Source organism: Cupriavidus sp. IDO, from assembly GCF_000812465.1.
Lineage (GTDB): Bacteria > Pseudomonadota > Gammaproteobacteria > Burkholderiales > Burkholderiaceae > Cupriavidus.
Genome location: NZ_JWMA01000013.1, coordinates 1 through 16,298, shown reverse-complemented (window position 1 = coordinate 16,298; position 16,298 = coordinate 1). Strand labels below are relative to the sequence as shown.

Sequence of the window (16,298 nt, the reverse complement as noted above, 5' to 3'; positions counted from 1 at the left end):
GGCGCATGCCTATCCTCGCTGCAGATGTTGTTCCCCCAGTCTGAAGAGTTGGCCCTTCAAGGCAGCAAGCTTGATCGATCTCACGCCTGGCTTCGGAGGAACCATCGCACCTCAGTCACGGTGAAAGGGCATATGCAATCCAGGATTTCGGGACACACGTTAAACGTTTTTGCCGACCTGGTCCGGCGATGGCACCTTGCCGAGATCGAAGAGAAGTGCACCTATCGCTTCGGACCGTTCGGGTCGCACAAGCTCATCAAGGAAAGCCTGCCGGTACTATTCCCCGAAGTACCGGTGTCTGAAGTGGCGGGTCCGTCTGTATCGGCTGATGACGACGCGCTCATGATCCTCCGGAATGCGGAACGGGTGGGGAAAGTGACAGAAAGCCAGTCAAGTGCAGCGCCGAGAATCCTTCCGAGGCTTGCATAGGCACACTGGACGATAGCCCGGTGTTCCCCAGCCCTCGGCCATCCGGCCGAGGGCTGGGACCCGGCAAAAGCCGCTCAACGCGTTTGGACCGGATGACGCCGCAGTTGCGGCGAGCCGAACAGACCACTACGTTTTTCGCGCCTTGTTTCCGCCTCCACCGTGTCATATGGGAGCCGATTTCAGGAGATCAGAGTGGACCCGATAACTTCCTCCGGTCTTCCTGCCGCCGCGCTGGATGGGATTTGCATCAACACCCTGCGCTTCTTGTCGGTGGACATCGTGCAGAACGCCAACAGCGGACACCCGGGCATGCCGCTGGGCGCGGCGCCGATGGCCTATGTGCTCTGGACCCGCTTTCTCAGACATCATCCGGCCAACCCGCACTGGTTCGACCGAGACCGCTTCGTGCTGTCCGCGGGCCATGGTTCGACGTTGTTATACAGCCTGCTCCACCTCGCCGGCTATGCGCTTCCGCTCGAACAACTGCGGCGTTTCCGGCAATGGGGCAGCATCACGCCGGGCCACCCCGAGCGGGGCCTGACGCCCCGGGGTCGAGTTGACGACCGGCCCCCTCGGCCAGGGCTTCGGCAACGGCGTGGGCATGGCCATCACAGAGGCCAACCTGGCGGCGCGCTATAACTGCGACGGGTTCGACATCGTCAACCACTTCACCTATGGCATCGTGAGTGATGGCGACCTGATGGAGGGCGTCGCCTCCGAGGCAGCCTCACTGGCTGGCCACCTGCAACTGGGCAAGCTGGTCTACCTGTATGACGACAACGCCGTCACGCTCTCCGCCGGTACCGGCATGACCTTTACCGAAGACCGAGCGCAACGCTTCGCCGCTTATGGCTGGCATACCCAACGTGTGGAGGACGGCAACGACCTGGCGGCGATCGAGCAGGCGCTGCATGCCGCCCGTGCCGAGACGAGCCGGCCGTCCCTGATCCTGGTGCGCACGCATCTCGGCTATGGGTCTCCGAACAAGCAGGACAGCTTCGAGGCTCATGGCTCGCCGCTTGGCGTGGAAGAGGTGCGACTGACCAAGCAGAATCTTGGCTGGCCGGAAAAACCTTCCTTCCATGTACCCGAGTCGGCGCGCCTGCATTGGCTCGAAGCGGGCGCTCGCGGGGAACGCGCTGAGGCGGAATGGCTGGAAAAGTACTCAGCCTACGAAAAGGCGTTCCCCGCGCTGGCGCGCGAATTGAAGCAGCGCATGCCAGGCGCGGCCTCTGGCGAGCCGGCCGGATGGGCGGCGGCGATCCCGCGCTTTGACGCGGATGACAAGGGCATGGCTACGCGGATTGCATCGGGCAAGGTCATGAATGCCATCGCGGCGCATTACCCCGCGCTGATCGGCGGCTCGGCTGACTTGGACCCATCCACCTACACGGCATTGAATGGCGCCGGGGACTTTGAGCCGACCAGCATTTGTGCGCTTGATCGCCAGGGTTCCAGCGGCGGCGGCTGGAGCCGCCGGCCGCAATCTGCATTTCGGCGTGCGCGAGCATGCCATGGGCGCGATCATGAACGGTATCGCGGCGCACGGCGGCGCTTCCTTTCGGTGCAACATTCCTGATCTTCTCCGACTACATGCGTCCGTCCATCCGTCTGGCCGCGCTCATGGGCCTGCATGTCATCTACGTTTTCACGCATGACAGCATTGCGCTGGGTGAGGACGGCCCTACGCATCAGCCAGTGGAGCAGCTTGCCAGCCTGCGCGCGCTGCCGCGCCTGGTGGTGATCCGTCCCGCGGACGCCAATGAAACCGCCGTTGCCTGGCGCGTTGCGCTGGAATCCGCCGATCGTCCGGTGGCGCTGGTGCTCACACGGCAGAGCGTGCCCACGCTCGACCGCCCCCGCTTTGCCGATGCGGACGGCTTGCGCCGCGACGCCTATGTCATGGCAGATGCCCCGCACGGCAAGCCGGAACTGATTCTGATAGGCACCGGTTCGGAAGTTTCACTGGTCCTCGCCGCGCAGCAGGAACTGGCGCAGCGCGACATCCAGGCGCGGGTCGTCTCCATGCCGAGCTGGGAGCTCTTCGACGCCCAGCAACTGGATTACCGGGAAGCGGTGCTGCCTCCCGCATTGTGTGCGAGGCTGGCGGTGGAGGCGGGCGTCTCGCAAGGCTGGGAGCGCTACGTCGGCGAGCACGGCGATGTGCTCGCGGTGGACCGCTTTGGCGCTTCTGCGCCGGGCGCGGCGATAATGAGCGAATACGGCTTCACGGTGGAGAACGTCTGCAGGCGCGCAGCCCTGTTGCTGGGCGCGTAGCGGACGGCCCTCAGCCCTTGAGTGCGGCATCGACGATGGCCTGGGCCGCTTCCACCACGCGGCGCAGATGTTCCTCGCCGCGAAAGCTCTCGGCATAGATCTTGTAGAGGTCCTCGGTGCCGGAAGGCCGCGCCGCGAACCAGCCGCTTTTGGCGATGACCTTCAGCCCGCCAATGGGCGCGTCGTTGCCCGGCGCCCGTACCAGGATACGCTCAATGCTTTCACCAGCCAGTTCCGTGCTTTTGATCTGTTGCGGCGAGAGTCCCGACAGGACCGTCCTTTGCGCCAGCGTGGCGGGCGCCTCGACGCGGGTGGTGAGCGGATCGCCCAGCTCCTGCGTAAGTTTGCGATCGATCTCGCCCGGATCGAGGCCAAGGCGCGCCGTCATCTCGGCAGCGAGCAGGCATGGCGCGAGGCCGTCCTTGTCCGTCGTCCAGACGGTACCGCCCAGGCGCAGGAAGGAGGCGCCCGCGCTTTCTTCCCCGCAGAAACCCAGGCTGGCGTTCGATAGCCCCTCGCAGAACCATTTGAAGCCGACCGGTACCTCGTAGACTTTGCGGCCAAGCCGGGCACAGACACGATCGATCATTTGGCTGCTGACCACGGTCTTGCCCACGCCCGCGGCGCTGGGCCACATCGGCCGGTGCCGGAAGAGATAGTCGATGGACACCGCAAGATAGTGGTTCGACGCGAGCAGGCCCACGCTCTGCGTGACGATACCATGCCGGTCGTGGTCGGTGTCGCAGGCGAAGGCGATGTCGAAGCGGCTCTTCAGTTCGAGCAGGCGCCGGATGGCGTAGGGCGACGACGGATCCATGCGGATCTGGCCGTCCCAGTCGACTGACATGAAGCGGAAGGTCGGGTCGACTTCGTCGTCAATCACCGTCAGATCCAGGCCATAGCGCTCGCCAATGGCGCCCCAGTAGTGGACGCCCGCGCCACCGAGCGGATCCACGCCGAGGCGGATGTTGGCGGCGCGAATGGCCGCCATATCGATGACCTTCCCGATTTCGCTGACGTACGCATCGAGATAGTCGTACCGCTGCGTCGTGGGCAGGCGTATGGCGCGCTCGAAGGGCATCCGCCTGACACCCCGCAACTCCCGCCGCAGCAGCTCGTTGGCCCTGGCTTCGATCCAGCTGGTGGTGGCGGTATCGGCGGCGCCGCCGTTGGGCGGGTTGTACTTGAAACCACCGTTGTCAGGCGGGTTGTGTGACGGTGTGACGACAATGCCATCGGCCAAGCGGTTGGTGCGGCCACGGTTGTGAGCGAGAATGGCGAGCGAGACCGCCGGCGTGGGGGTGTACTCGTCATGTTCTGCGAGCAACACGTCTACGCCATTGCCGGCCAGCACCTCGAGCGCGCTGGCGCAGGCTGATTTCGACAGGGCATGGGTGTCGATGCCCAGAAAGAGCGGGCCGTCGTAGCCTTCCCCGGCGCGGAATTCGCAGATGGCCTGGCTGATGGCGAGCACATGCCATTCGTTGAAGCTGCGCGTCAGCGAGGAGCCCCGGTGGCCGGAGGTGCCGAACGTCACCCGTTGCGCGGCCACGGACGGATCGGGTGTATCGGTGTAGTACGCCGTCATGAGCTGGGGAATGTTCACCAGGATAGACGGCGGGGCCGGTTTCCCTGCGAGCGGGCTGATATTCATGATGTGGCGCCGTGCGTGCCGGCATCGCCGTGCCCTGATGTGGTGTTGTTGGTGTTGGTGTTGTGTGCGCTAGCGCGCTCGAATACTTCCACCCACTCGGCATACTGCCCCGCGATGCGTGAAATAGCCTGCTGGCGCGACATCTTCTTCTTTCCGAAGTCGGCAATGGCATCCCGGAAGGTGGTGCGTCCCACCGCAAATCCGATGAGGCCCGGCACCGGCGCGGCGGTTTCGAGCCAGTTCACGACCTTGTGTTCGTCGGCGCCCCGTCCCAGTACGATGCAGCCGACCTGGCGCCGGCCGTTGCGCCGCATCAGATCCACCAATTGCTCGTAGTGTCCACCGCTATCGAACCCCTCGATCTTCCAGACGTCGGGTTCGATGCCGGCATCCTGCAGGGCGCGGATCGCCCCGCGCATCAGTGCGGGCCTGAGCTGCAGGTCATAGGCCGCCTTGTCCGCCTGCACCTGCACCATCTGCTCCGCCGTGGCCGGCACCAGTAACTCGAACATGAAGCGCTGGGCGCACTGGCGGCAGTAGTTGGTGAGTTGCCGCAGGCGCGCGACCTGCCGCCCATTGAGCGCAATGTCTCCTTCGGGGTTGTAGCGCACCAGCACCTTCGCGAAGGTGGGCCGGAACGCCTCGATATGCCGGGGAAATTCATTCCCGTACTCGAATTCGAACTCGTTCGAGCCGCTTTTCTCCACCGCTAGTGCGGTGACATAACCATCCCTGACCGCGTCGCGGAGGACGGCGGTGCTGAATTCCTCGTCGACCAGAATGCCCGCCCTGGACGCTGGCACGCCGTTATCGACCGCTTCCTCGAAGCCTTCGTAGATGAGCCGCTTACTGTCGATGATGGCATCGCGCTGCTCGGGCGTCAGCGGCGGCCGGAATCCGAACATGCCACTCACATAGGATTGGCGATGGTCGAAGGGCAACAAGTAGAGCGGTGTGTCGTAGCCCAGTTTCATGATCTTCCCTCCCGAAGTCGGCGGTAGCGGCGGATCGAGGTATTGGTGGAACTGCTGCCGTCAGGGCCATCGCCAGTATGACGACGAGAACACTTAGCATGGCTTCCCCTTGAGACCTTCAATGCTGGGCGTGCCCTTTCATCTACCCGCACATGGGCGAAGACTGGCACGATTCCGCCAGGGTGTAGATGGCGGACATGCACGCGGCGCGGCAGAACCGCTGTCGATATGCGAAGGCGACGAGCGGATGATGCGGCAGCGGCAACACGCTTGGCGGCGTGATCGACGTTGCCCAACTCTCCGATGCCTATTGCATCCATCCTTTCCTGATGAACGGGTCACGCGACCGGTCGTCAACGCGCCGATCCGTTGCGTTAATCCGGTCGTGATCATCAAGATGGTAGTTGTTCCAGTCCGGACGGCTTTCATACTGGGCATCCGGGCCGCGGCGGTGATCGCCATTTGGTCCATCGCCATCGTTATCAACGGGTACCTACACACAACCCATCTGCACAAGCGGCAACGTTACAACACACATAAGAAAACGAAAGACTTTCATGTCCATCCTCCTGTCGGAGCCAGGCGCCATGGGAATGACCGGACCAAGCGGTCAACAATGTCCGTCAGGCGCACTACGCCCTCGGCTTTGGCCCCGAGGATTTTTTTAGGTTCTTCACCGATTTCCGGGGAAGGCTGCCCGGATCTTCAGGAAGAAGTAATGGTCATCGCGGAAGCCGTAGGCCATGCGTTTGATGACCTTGATCCGGTTGTTGATGCCTTCCACCAGATTGGTCCCCAGTGGCCAGCGGCTGTGGGCCAGGATGCCTGGCAGGTATGGCTTGAGCCGTTTGGCGAAGAGGCATAGTGGGGCGATGCCGCTGGCCATGGCCCGGCCGTACCACTCATGCCAGAAGCGCCTGGCGTAGCCGGGATGCCGATATGCCCAAAGCGTTTTGAGGTCGTCCTTGAGCACGTAGACGGTCATCAGTGCCTTATTGGCAGCCAGTATTTCCTCAAGCCGAATCTGATCGGCCTCACGCGTGACGTTCTCCCGATTGCGCAGCAGCAACCAGCGAGATGACTTCACCACCTGGCGGGCGGCCCGGTCGCCGCGCAGCCGATTGGCTTCATCGACCCTGACTCGGTCTATGACTTCCCTGCCGTACTTGGCCACCACATGGAACAGGTCATAAACGACCTCGGCTTGCGGGCAATGCATCCGTACTTCGAGATCGTAGGCGGTATTCATGTCCATCACCGCGGCGCGCAGTCGGGCACAGCCCTCAGGGCCAAGCAGCTTAAAGAAAGGCCGGATTTCCTCACGCGAGCGCCCGCGTCCAACCCAGAGCACCCGCTTACTCGAAGGCTCGACGATGACCGTGGCATAGCGATGGCCCTTCTGGATAGCAAACTCGTCCATCGCAATCACCGTGACGCCACGTAGGTCGACCGGCCCCAGTTCCTGCTCCAGATGGCGAAGATCGATGCGCTTGATCGTAGTCCAGGCCAACCGGTAGAAACCCGCGACATGGCGCAATGACATAACCTTGCACAGTCGCGCTACGCTGGCCGCTAGCCGCGTCGTGACCCGTGCATAGGGTGCGAGCCAGTCCAGGCGCTCCAGCTTCGGGCCACATCGCCGGCAAGCTAGACGAAGCCGCGGCACGACCAGCTCTACCGGAATCTCGAACACCGGAAGATCCCGCACGCGCCGCTCCACTCGGTCGTGGATACCGCTAACACCTCGACCACAGCCATCGCAGCACCGCCTCCGACGTGCCTTGGGTTCCAGCCGGATGATGCAAAAACGCTGCCCATTACGGGTCTCCTCCCAGCTATCGCGCAAGCGATAGCCTTCCCAGCAGCCGAGCCGGGCCATACAATCGCGTGGGGCCAACCTCCACCTTCCTGATTCTTGTTGTGTCGCAACTCCAAGATACCAGCGGTGGGCGGTTGGCCCTTTTTGTTTCTAAACGATCACGCAAATCGGCGAAGAACCTTTTTTTAGCCGCGTACCGTATATTTCCGAGACCGTACATCGGCAGATCCGTTCTGGCAATCATACCCACCTGAAGTTTGGCATCACGTCGCTGTGCTCGTCGATACTGACGCAGCCCAGTTCGTTGATCATCCGCTTCGTGGATTCCTTGGATTTCGAGTCGCAACTGGCAATCATCAGCAACTGGCCCGGTGCCATTTGCGCTTTCTGCCGCCCCAGCTCGAGGCGACCGACTTTGACGCCGACCAATCCGCCGATCCACCAGCCAATCATCGCGCCAAGCGCGATAGCGCCAACATACGCAATGGCAGTGGCGCCCGTACCGACAGAGACTCCGTATTTGAAAATTACCAGCGCCGCGACGATCGCGCCGACAAAAATTCCGGTGATCGCCGCTTCTTCGCGATACGTGGTCTGACCGGCATCAACCCTTGGCAATCCGTCAATTGGCTGATTGTCGCGCTGGACAAACCACGGTCCCGTGACTAGTGCAGATGTACCAGCCAGCTCGTCTAATCGAGCTTGCGCCAGCCTCGCCGTGATGACGTCCTTCAGCCTGAAATACAGCAGCGTACGCATGGTGTTACCTCACTCAATTTCAATTTCCACTTCCGGCGAACCGGCGGATGTTTGCGGAATCATTCCGGCCCAGGCCCGAGGCCCCAGGCTCCAGAGCAGAGTCCCTTGACCGTGGGACAGGACGGCGACCGCAGGTTGGGCCAGCCCTCGTTGGCAGCGCGATCCCAGTCAATCAGGCGCCAGCGGCCACAATGGATCCGACCGAGATCAATATGAATCGTCGCCGTTGCATGATTCTCTCCAGTGTTCGAGGTATGAATTCAGCCTACGTCAATGCGGATGGCATTGTGGTACGACAGCGTATGGAGGCAGCGCAAGGCGAGCATCGCGAATCGCTGAGCATCGTTTGCGCGGCGTCCATTGCGTCGCGCCGCTGCCGCTACTTGCCTACCTGATTGCCGATGACGCCGCCTACAGCGGCCCCACCGACAGTTCCTAACGCGCTGCCACTGGTCAGCACGGCGCCCGCCACGCCTCCGATGCCTGCACCCACTACTGTATCGGTGTCTCGCCGGCTCATGCCGCTACAGGCGACTATGCCAAGTGCGGCGATAAGGATTGCCGCCCGTTTGAGGAATATCTGTGTGCGTTTCATTTCTTGCTACCTCCTGCGGCCACGCAGGGATCCGGGTATCGTTGTTCCATAGGTCCCGAGCATCCGGCTGCAAAGGCCCGGTCGCCTGCCTGTGTCGAGACAATGTTCCCCTTATGGGCGCAAGAAGTCGGTCCGCTGGCGTACGCGGGCGCAAAGGTGGCGCAAAGAAGCAAGGCTCAGCCGAACACGCGCGATTTCAGGTCGTCCTCGAAATCGACGGTCCATTGCGCACCCAGGTTTCCGTCGTACTGGCGGACTTCCCTGCCGAAGCCTACCGAGATGGTGCGGCCGTGAGCCGGCACAGCGCCTGCCGCGTCTTCAATTGCTGTCACGGTAAATCCGTCGGGTGCGACCCCGTTACGCAGACAGGTCTCGCGGAAAGCCTCCTGCTCCAGGGGAGGGAATTGATTCAGCATCGTGTCCAGCATGGCTGTCTCCTGACGCCGGCATGTAATGAGGAAAGGCCGAAGGCGGGCAAAGGCGGCCAGTCGGCTCGCCGCCTTTGCCATCGTGCCGGCAGTGCATTGGCTCGGGTGCTCGCCCTCTCCATATTCTGTTACTCAGCCTTCTTGATATCCGCCTTGACGTCGCCGTACGCTGCCTGCGTCTTGCCAAGATCCTTCTTCAGCGTTCCCGCAACTTGGGTTTGCTTGTTTCCAGTCATCTTGCCGAAGGCTTCCTTGACTTTCCCGGCAGCCTCCGTGACCCGGCCCTTCACTTGGTCTTTGTTCATGATGTGTCCCTCTTTATCGGTGTTGCGAGCCGGATGCTGAGGCAACCTGGCACGTGCGATGGAAGGTGGCAACCAAGTTGTCACCGAGCGCGTGCCCGGTAGCGCGCTCCTCAGATTGGATTTCGGCGATTCAGGAAGCCAGCCATGAGCCTGCCTTGCAACGGCGGCTCACGGTGTCCGGGACGTTTCCGAAAGCCCGCCTCAGAGTCTGCCCAGCAGCAACAGGACAAGGACCACAACCAAAAGCACCCCGAGAGTGCCTGATGGCGCGTAGCCCCATCCGCTGCTGTACGACCAGGTGGGGATTGCCCCCACGAGGAAGATAGCCAAGACAATCAACAACAAGAGTCCAATTGACATGATGCGCTCCTTGTTCTGCAAAAACATGCCTTGCGCTGATTCAACCAGGCGGATGGCAGCCGTTCTAGCGGATCGCGTTGTCGATGGCCATGCCATGAAATCCAGAACACCGATTCGAGGGATTCGCTGAAGTACTTGTTGCTCCCACTTCGAGAAACATCCTCATCCTGACCAGGATAATTGTGATGGAATCTCAAGTCAGTCCGGTGCCGTACGCATGAGAGAGGCACCTTCAGGCATTCCGGTACTCCCCCTGCTCAACGAAACTGCAGGGGGAAGAAGGGAGTGATTCCCGGCGTTGCCTCGGGTACATAGGTCACTGGTGGCGGGGCGTAGACATAGGGATCGCGGTAGACGCCGTGATAGTCATTGCCGCCGCTCCGGTAGTAAGTATTGTGCTGATCGCGGTGGCTGTTCCGATGGTTGGCGCCATGCGAATCCTCATGGCTCCAGGCATTCCGCTGCGAGGTGGGCCCATGGTGGTCGACTGCGCCAGATGCCGGCGCGGCGGACATGGCGACGAGCGCCAGGATCAGGCCAAATGCGGCCGTGATCTTGTCGCCAGCCGGCCCGGTGCGCGTGCTGTGCGCTGTAGATGGGGTCAGGGTATTGGCGTGGCGCTGAGCGCCAGCTCGGCAACCTTGAGTTCCGGGCAGGAGGCGCCGCGCGCGAGTTCCTCAATGGCGTTGCGGTACAGGTTTCGGGTCGGAAAATTCATCTCGGCAAAGGCGCTGCCCCCGCGCAGCCGCGCGTCGACCAGGCTGACGCTCTCGAACCACTCAGCCCAGTCGATAATCAGCCGCATGCTCGTGATGATGTTGCGCACCGTCACGTTTGGGGGCGCCTTGCCGCTGCTGCGCGTGCAGCACTACCTCATCGACCGAAGTGCCAGGCGTCTGGCGAGTTGCGCGGCAAACAACTCGGAAAGCGGCGCAGCAGGGCGCGCGGCAATATCCGTTTCGAGTGCCGTGCGGGCACCCCCTGTGGCCAGCAGCCGCACGGCCAGCGCATCCGCATCGGCGCGGGCAACCCGGCCGGCGGTGATTTGCCCGGTGAGCCTGCGCAGGTTCTCGATCAGAACAATGCGCAGCGTGATCGCCACCGCCCACAGTTCGCCGATCGTCAGCGGCTGGACGCGCTGATAGGCGGCGATGAAGCGGCGCAGGATGTCGGGGTCGAGGTAGCTGTCGGTGTGGGCGACAAAGGCCCAGGGCAGCCCGAAGACGCGCGGATAGCCTGTGAATGGCCCCTCCGCGAGCCATGGACGGGACCAATCAGCGGTCCGGGAAGCAAAAAGGCGCCGTGGCACCATTGTTGCCGCGGGCACTCGTCATCCCTTGCTTGACTTCAGATGCCGGAAAGCTGCGCACCGCTGTGGAATATGAGCCGGAGAGGGGACGAATGCCGTCCGCAGGCGTACGGATCGGGACATTTATTCCATTGCAGTCAGATTGCCCGGAGCGGGCAGGGGAAAACCCGGGAGTGCGCATCCGCTGAAATTGGCGTGGCTTTAAGTGCACTCTTGTGCGGAATTTGCCTTGTCCACCCGCTGACCTATATTGGCAAAGGCAAGTGATCCTCTACCGTCCCGTGGTCTGGGCACCAGGCCCCGGGCAAGGTCGACTGATATCAACCTGTCCTGAGCGGTAGTCATGAGCGTCACGCACGATCCGAAGTCCAACCACCTTCTCGCTGCGCTGCCGGCCGTCGACTGGGAGCGCCTCGCACCACACCTGACGCTGGTTGAGTTGCCGCTGGCCCATGTCGTGTACGAGTCAGGAGATCAACAAGGCTACGTCTATTTCCCGACCGATTCGATCATTTCGCTACTGTACGTGATGGAAGACGGGGCCTCCGCCGAGATTGCAATCGTGGGCAATGAGGGGATGGTCGGGATTGCCATTTTCATGGGGGGCGAAACGACCCCAAGCCGCGCCATCGTGCAAAGCGCCGGGCACGGATACCGCCTGAGCGCAACGATCCTGAAGCAGGAGTTCGTGCGGGGCGGAGCTCTGCAGCGCCTGTTGCTGCGCTATACCCAGGCGCTCATTACCCAGATGGCGCAAACCGCGGTATGCAACCGCCATCACTCCATCGACCAGCAACTGTGCCGATGGCTGCTGCTGAGCATCGACCGACTGCCCTCCAATGACCTGACGATGACGCAGGAACTCATTGCCAATATGCTCGGGGTGCGGCGCTCCGGCGTGACCGAGGCCGCCTTGAAACTCCAGGCCGCGGGCCTGATCCGCTACAGCCATGGGCATATAGCGGTACTCGACCGGGTGGGGCTGGAAAAACGCGTATGCGAATGCTACGCGGTCGTGAAGCGGGAGTTTGATCGCTTGTTGCCTGACCTGTCGGCGACTTGAGGTGCAAAGGTTGCGGCACCTGGCGCGCCGCTCTGCCTGCAAGCCGCGGCCATTACGAAATGGTGTATGTATTGCGCGCGCCCGGCGTGCGCGTCACGGGTGCCGCGATCTCATATAGCCGCGCGTCATAAGCCCGATAAGAAAACTATCTGCTGCGATGTGTCGGCGTGACGCTTACGGGCCTATGCTAGGGACGGTGCCCCGGGTGACTGACCGGCGCGACGTGTTCTCCGATGGAGCTCGGATGTAAGTGATCGGCGCGCCGTGTTCTCCGATGGGGCCTGCATGGAGGGCGACCGGTAGCGTGTTTGCTGGCCAGCAATTAGTGTGAATTATTGGCTAGCAATAATTATTGGCGCTAGATTTCGACTGATCGAGAGGTGGCATGCGGCCCGAAGCGTGGCACGCAGCTTGCACCCTTTCATAAACGCGGCATTCCGCCGCGCCATGGAGAGCACGATGGGACAGCAACAGCAACCCGGCCAAGGCCAGCGAGACCAAAGCAAGCAACAGCAGCAATCCGGCCAGCAAGGCGGCCAGTCCGGCAGCCAGGACCAGAAGGGCGGCCAACAACAGCAACAGGATCGTGGCCAAGGCCAACAAGGCGGCCAGCACGACAAGGGAGGGCAACAAGGCCAACGGACCGACCAGGCTGGGCAGCAGAACCAGCAAGGCCAGAAGGGCGGCCAGCAAGGCCAGCGCTAATTACCTGCTGGCATAAAGGCTAAAAGAGCTTGCGGCGGCAATCCAGGCCGCCGCCAAGCGCCGCTTCCGCGTGCATGCGTGAAGGCGGCTTTTTGCCTGATGTGCGCAGCATGTCGGCGGGCGGCACCTTCGAGGAGGCTGTCACATTACCCGCCGCGGGCCCAGGTCCTGCGCACCAATACACTGTGCACAGGACTCGCGTCGGCTGGCGTGTTGGACGCCTTCCTGGGGGGTAAGGCCGTTCAGTTAAGAACCGAACGGCATTTTTTATGTGCGCCGAGCATGGGCGCACTCTTGTGGGTGTCCCCCCGTAAGTTGATCACAGCGAGCGAAGCGAAGCGCAGTGTGTCACGAACACGAACGTGAGTTCGTGGTGCTGTGACTGAGATGGGAGTAGGCCTCCCGAAGTCGGCTTGCAGGAGCAGGCTTCAAACCGCCCAGTGCTGCTGCGAGCAAAAGACGTGGTGGTGAGCGACTGGGGAAAAGTCACCCAAGAGGGTGGCAGGTAGGCGTTGAGAAGATGAACGAAAGTGAACCGTCCGATGACGCATCGTTACTTCCAAGGCGCTGTCAAAACTGGGGGCGTGCGCTTACCCCAGGAGCAATCGGGGCGATACCTGTTTACGGCCCCGGTGGCAGCCGGTGTATAGGCGGCATGATCTCAATGCAGGCTCAGGCATGGAACGTGAGAACCTTGTTTCGGATGAGAAGGGAAATGACAAGTGGCAAACACCGCAAGGAAGAATACCGATGCCGAAGCGAGGGGCGGAGCCGCCCGTAGTAGTGATGAAGCCCTTGTAATGAGGGTGGAGCGAAGGGGTGGCGTTATCCTGCCGACGAACATTACCAACCTGCGGGGAGGAGTGATGTGAACTCGGCGAAACCTTACAGCATTGCCAAGCGCACTGTTTGGGAGGCGTACCAGCAAGTCAAGGCCAACCGAGGGGCCGCCGGCATTGACGATGAGACCATCGTCGAGTTCGAGCGGGACCTGTCGAGGAATTTGTACAAGCTATGGAACCGAATGTCGTCGGGGTCGTACTTCCCGCCGCCGGTCAAGCAAGTGGAGATTCCCAAGGCCTCGGGTGGGACGAGAAAGCTGGGCGTGCCCACCGTTGCGGATCGCATTGCGCAGACCGTCGTCAAATTTCTCATAGAGCCGATTCTCGATCCGATCTTCCATAGGGATTCCTATGGGTATCGACCGGGGCGTTCGGCGAAACAGGCAGTTGCTGTCACCCGACAGCGGTGTTGGCAATATGACTGGGTCGTGGAGTTTGACATCAAGGCAGCGTTCGATCAAATCGATCATGCGCTGCTGGAGAAGGCGGTTCGCAGGCACATCAAGGAAGATTGGATCGTGCTGTACATCGGGCGGTGGCTACGGGCGCCGTTCGAGACTGGGGAGGGAACTCGCCTTACAAGGGATAGGGGTACCCCCCAAGGCGGTGTGATCAGTCCGATCTTGATGAACTTGTTCATGCACTACGCGTTCGACTGCTGGATGCAGCGTATGTTTGTCCACTGCCCCTTTGCCCGTTACGCCGATGATGCCGTGGTGCACTGCCACAGCGAGGAAGAAGCGCAAGAGGTGATGAAGGCCATTGCCTGCCGGCTGGCCGAATGTGGATTGACGATGCACCCGGAGAAATCCAAGGTCGTGTATTGCAAGGACAGTAACCGAACGCAAGCCTATTCGGACGTGAGTTTCACGTTCCTGGGCTTCACGTTCCGGCCGCGCTACGCGAAGAACCGGCAGGGCTGCCTATTCACCAGCTTCCTACCGGGAGTGAGTGAGGCGGCCTTGAAGCGGATGCGACAGAGCGTTAGACGGTGGCGACTCACGCAGCAAACGCCAGCAACCCTGGCGGAGTTGGCACAGCAATGCAATCCCGCAGTGCGCGGGTGGTGGAACTACTACGGAGCGTTCTATCCGAGCGCCTTGCGCGACCTGTGGCGCTATATGGACTACAGGCTCGAGCGTTGGGCGCGGCGCAAGTACAAATCACTGCAACGTCGCAAACGAGGCAGCGGAGAGTGGCTGTGCAAGATCAAGGACGCTTGCCCAGGAATGTTCGAGCACTGGCGCATGACGTGAAAGGTTGGATGATGGGAGCCGGATGAGTCGCGAGGCTCACGTCCGGTTCTGAGAGAGGCTGGAGGTGAAATTCCTCCGGCCTACTTACCACCGCTAAAGGGCGACCGACCGTGGGGAGGAAGCTGCGAGCCGAGGAACACGAACCGGATCGAAGGCGGTGCCGACCAGGGCGAGCGGGCATAGAACCGCGAAGTTCTCGTGATCAAGGGAAGGCGGCATAAATCCGGCGGTTGTGCAGCGAAGGAGTGCGTTCTTACCTGGGGAGACCTCGCCTCATGCCTGAAAGGGCAACGGCGTCGAGCCGGAGCGAGGAGTCAGCTATGGACGCCCCCGATTTGCCAAGCTTCGCGCATCGTCGACGGTGAGAAAGGAGGATTGCAGCCATGTATCCGGACTTGGTTCGGGCACATGCCTGCGGTCCCTGATGGAATCCGCTGGATGCAACGGATTCGTGAAATCGTTCTGCGGGTGTTTCGTACTACACTCTGTTCGCTCCCCCGCCGCGTTGCCTGCGGTGAGGAATGGTCTGACGATAGGCTTCCGTTCTTCATTGAGTGTCTCCTTCCTCGGTATAGTGCCGCAGACGTTGCTGCGGACTGGTCTCGAACAATTACTTACTTGGGGAATGTATGAAAACACCGAACTCCGGCTCCCATGCCGCTCCGTTCGACGTTCCGAACGTTGATCACTTTCGCTTCCACCGGCCTCACGCACATCTTGCCCCGGCGTTCGGCAACGACAGGTTCGCGCTCAAGGCCGAAGCCTTCGCGCGTTTTTTTGGGACGCCCGTTTTTTTAGGGGCACAGACGGTAATCGTCGCCATCTGGATTGGGGTGAACGCCTTCGGTTTCACCAGGTTCGACGTCTACCCATTCATTCTCCTTAATCTGGCATTCAGTCTCCAAGCAGCCTATGCCGCGCCGCTCATTTTGCTTGCTCAGACGCGACAGGCAGCGCGAGACAACGCGCACGCCGAGGCTGACGCGCAACACAGGGAGGCCCTTGCTGTCGCTAACGAGCAGCGGCAGGCAATTGCCGCGCAAAACGCGGCACAACTGCTGGAGTTGCTGCAGCGGAATACGGAACTGACCGAACTTACCCAAAAATTAACTGTGCGTGTCGAAACGCTGACCGTCGAGTTGCACGAGAAGCTCTTGCAAAAAGACTCAAAACCATAAACCCTCCCTCCCCATCAAGGCCAGTCCTGCCAGGCCGGCGTCGACCAGGTCGTCGGCACGCATGACCCATGCTTGCGGCAGGTTCTCGATCGCCTAGCCGGCGGTGTTCCAGAACTCGGTCCGGGTTGCCCCTGGCAGCACGGCCTGGACCCGCACACCCTTGCCGGCAAGCTCATGCTGCAGCGATGCGTAAAGGCCAGCACGTACGCCTTTATACGAGACAGTGTTATCAGAACGGTTCATCCTGCCTTAGAGACCGTTTCAAAAAGACCCAGAGGGGGCTGTTAACCTTTCCGGCAAGCTGTTAACCTTGGTCGTCTGAACAACCGGAACCAAGGGGATGGG

The 16,298-nt window shown here is 61.5% G+C and carries 13 protein-coding genes and 3 pseudogenes; 5 read left to right on the top strand and 11 right to left on the bottom strand.

Annotated features, from left to right (window positions below):
• Positions 1-132 precede the first annotated feature (132 nt).
• On the top strand, positions 133-429 hold the full coding sequence (locus tag RM96_RS04620) for a hypothetical protein (protein ID WP_039008213.1): 297 nt from the start codon (positions 133-135) through the stop codon (positions 427-429).
• A gap of 201 nt (positions 430-630) precedes the next feature.
• Positions 631-2,706: pseudogene (gene tkt / locus RM96_RS04615) on the top strand (transketolase).
• A 10-nt stretch (positions 2,707-2,716) separates the two neighbouring features.
• Here tkt and pgm read toward each other — a convergent pair.
• The 9 genes and pseudogenes from pgm to RM96_RS40795 all read right to left on the bottom strand — a co-directional run.
• A complete protein-coding gene (pgm, locus tag RM96_RS04610) occupies positions 2,717-4,360 on the bottom strand; it encodes a phosphoglucomutase (alpha-D-glucose-1,6-bisphosphate-dependent) (RefSeq protein WP_039008210.1) in 1,644 nt (547 codons plus the stop codon).
• A complete protein-coding gene (locus tag RM96_RS04605; RefSeq protein WP_052279326.1) occupies positions 4,357-5,334 on the bottom strand; it encodes a 2-deoxy-5-keto-D-gluconate 6-phosphate aldolase domain-containing protein in 978 nt (325 codons plus the stop codon). Before RM96_RS04605 ends, pgm begins: the two co-directional genes overlap by 4 nt.
• Before the next feature lie 673 nt (positions 5,335-6,007).
• Positions 6,008-7,231, bottom strand: coding sequence for an ISL3 family transposase (locus tag RM96_RS04600; RefSeq protein WP_443112237.1), 1,224 nt, complete (start codon positions 7,229-7,231; stop codon positions 6,008-6,010).
• Positions 7,232-7,393: 162 nt separating this feature from the next.
• Positions 7,394-7,912, bottom strand: a complete 519-nt coding sequence (locus RM96_RS04595; RefSeq protein WP_039008206.1) for a hypothetical protein — start codon at positions 7,910-7,912, stop codon at positions 7,394-7,396.
• A 379-nt stretch (positions 7,913-8,291) separates the two neighbouring features.
• A complete protein-coding gene (locus RM96_RS36760; protein WP_082016421.1) occupies positions 8,292-8,507 on the bottom strand; it encodes a glycine zipper 2TM domain-containing protein in 216 nt (71 codons plus the stop codon).
• Positions 8,508-8,683: 176 nt separating this feature from the next.
• The gene (locus RM96_RS04590) at positions 8,684-8,935 is read right to left on the bottom strand and encodes a hypothetical protein (RefSeq protein WP_039008204.1); all 252 of its coding nucleotides are present in this window, start codon (positions 8,933-8,935) and stop codon (positions 8,684-8,686) included.
• A 128-nt stretch (positions 8,936-9,063) separates the two neighbouring features.
• Positions 9,064-9,240 (bottom strand): CsbD family protein, encoded by a 177-nt coding sequence (locus RM96_RS04585; protein ID WP_039008202.1) that lies wholly within the window; start codon positions 9,238-9,240, stop codon positions 9,064-9,066.
• 201 nt (positions 9,241-9,441) lie between these two features.
• On the bottom strand, positions 9,442-9,600 hold the full coding sequence (locus RM96_RS04580; RefSeq protein WP_039008246.1) for a DUF3309 family protein: 159 nt from the start codon (positions 9,598-9,600) through the stop codon (positions 9,442-9,444).
• Between the two features lie 619 nt (positions 9,601-10,219).
• A pseudogene (locus RM96_RS40795) lies at positions 10,220-10,864 on the bottom strand (hypothetical protein); the annotation flags it as partial.
• 388 nt (positions 10,865-11,252) lie between these two features.
• Here RM96_RS40795 and RM96_RS04560 point away from each other — a divergent pair.
• The gene (locus RM96_RS04560; protein ID WP_039008190.1) at positions 11,253-11,972 is read left to right on the top strand and encodes a Crp/Fnr family transcriptional regulator; all 720 of its coding nucleotides are present in this window, start codon (positions 11,253-11,255) and stop codon (positions 11,970-11,972) included.
• Positions 11,973-12,311: 339 nt separating this feature from the next.
• Here the strand turns inward: RM96_RS04560 and RM96_RS39255 are convergent, their stop codons facing one another.
• On the bottom strand, positions 12,312-12,665 hold the full coding sequence (locus RM96_RS39255) for a hypothetical protein (protein WP_052279324.1): 354 nt from the start codon (positions 12,663-12,665) through the stop codon (positions 12,312-12,314).
• Positions 12,666-13,545: 880 nt separating this feature from the next.
• On the opposite strand from RM96_RS39255, the gene ltrA reads away from it, so the two are divergent.
• The gene (gene ltrA, locus RM96_RS04550; RefSeq protein ID WP_039008187.1) at positions 13,546-14,775 is read left to right on the top strand and encodes a group II intron reverse transcriptase/maturase; all 1,230 of its coding nucleotides are present in this window, start codon (positions 13,546-13,548) and stop codon (positions 14,773-14,775) included.
• 629 nt (positions 14,776-15,404) lie between these two features.
• Positions 15,405-15,953 (top strand): DUF1003 domain-containing protein, encoded by a 549-nt coding sequence (locus RM96_RS04545; protein WP_039008186.1) that lies wholly within the window; start codon positions 15,405-15,407, stop codon positions 15,951-15,953.
• Positions 15,954-15,974: 21 nt separating this feature from the next.
• On the opposite strand, the pseudogene RM96_RS39820 reads toward RM96_RS04545, so the two are convergent.
• A pseudogene (locus RM96_RS39820) lies at positions 15,975-16,165 on the bottom strand (SDR family NAD(P)-dependent oxidoreductase); the annotation flags it as partial.
• Positions 16,166-16,298 lie beyond the last annotated feature (133 nt).

Coding starts and splice junctions, on each gene's coding strand:
- RM96_RS04595 (WP_039008206.1), bottom strand. CDS start 7,912: ATGCGTACGCTGCTGTATTTCAGGCTGAAGGACGTCATCACGGCGAGG.
- RM96_RS04585 (WP_039008202.1), bottom strand. CDS start 9,240: ATGAACAAAGACCAAGTGAAGGGCCGGGTCACGGAGGCTGCCGGGAAA.
- RM96_RS04545 (WP_039008186.1), top strand. CDS start 15,405: ATGAAAACACCGAACTCCGGCTCCCATGCCGCTCCGTTCGACGTTCCG.
- pgm (WP_039008210.1), bottom strand. CDS start 4,360: ATGAATATCAGCCCGCTCGCAGGGAAACCGGCCCCGCCGTCTATCCTG.
- RM96_RS04620 (WP_039008213.1), top strand. CDS start 133: ATGCAATCCAGGATTTCGGGACACACGTTAAACGTTTTTGCCGACCTG.
- RM96_RS36760 (WP_082016421.1), bottom strand. CDS start 8,507: ATGAAACGCACACAGATATTCCTCAAACGGGCGGCAATCCTTATCGCC.
- RM96_RS04605 (WP_052279326.1), bottom strand. CDS start 5,334: ATGAAACTGGGCTACGACACACCGCTCTACTTGTTGCCCTTCGACCAT.
- RM96_RS04580 (WP_039008246.1), bottom strand. CDS start 9,600: ATGTCAATTGGACTCTTGTTGTTGATTGTCTTGGCTATCTTCCTCGTG.
- RM96_RS04590 (WP_039008204.1), bottom strand. CDS start 8,935: ATGCTGGACACGATGCTGAATCAATTCCCTCCCCTGGAGCAGGAGGCT.
- RM96_RS04560 (WP_039008190.1), top strand. CDS start 11,253: ATGAGCGTCACGCACGATCCGAAGTCCAACCACCTTCTCGCTGCGCTG.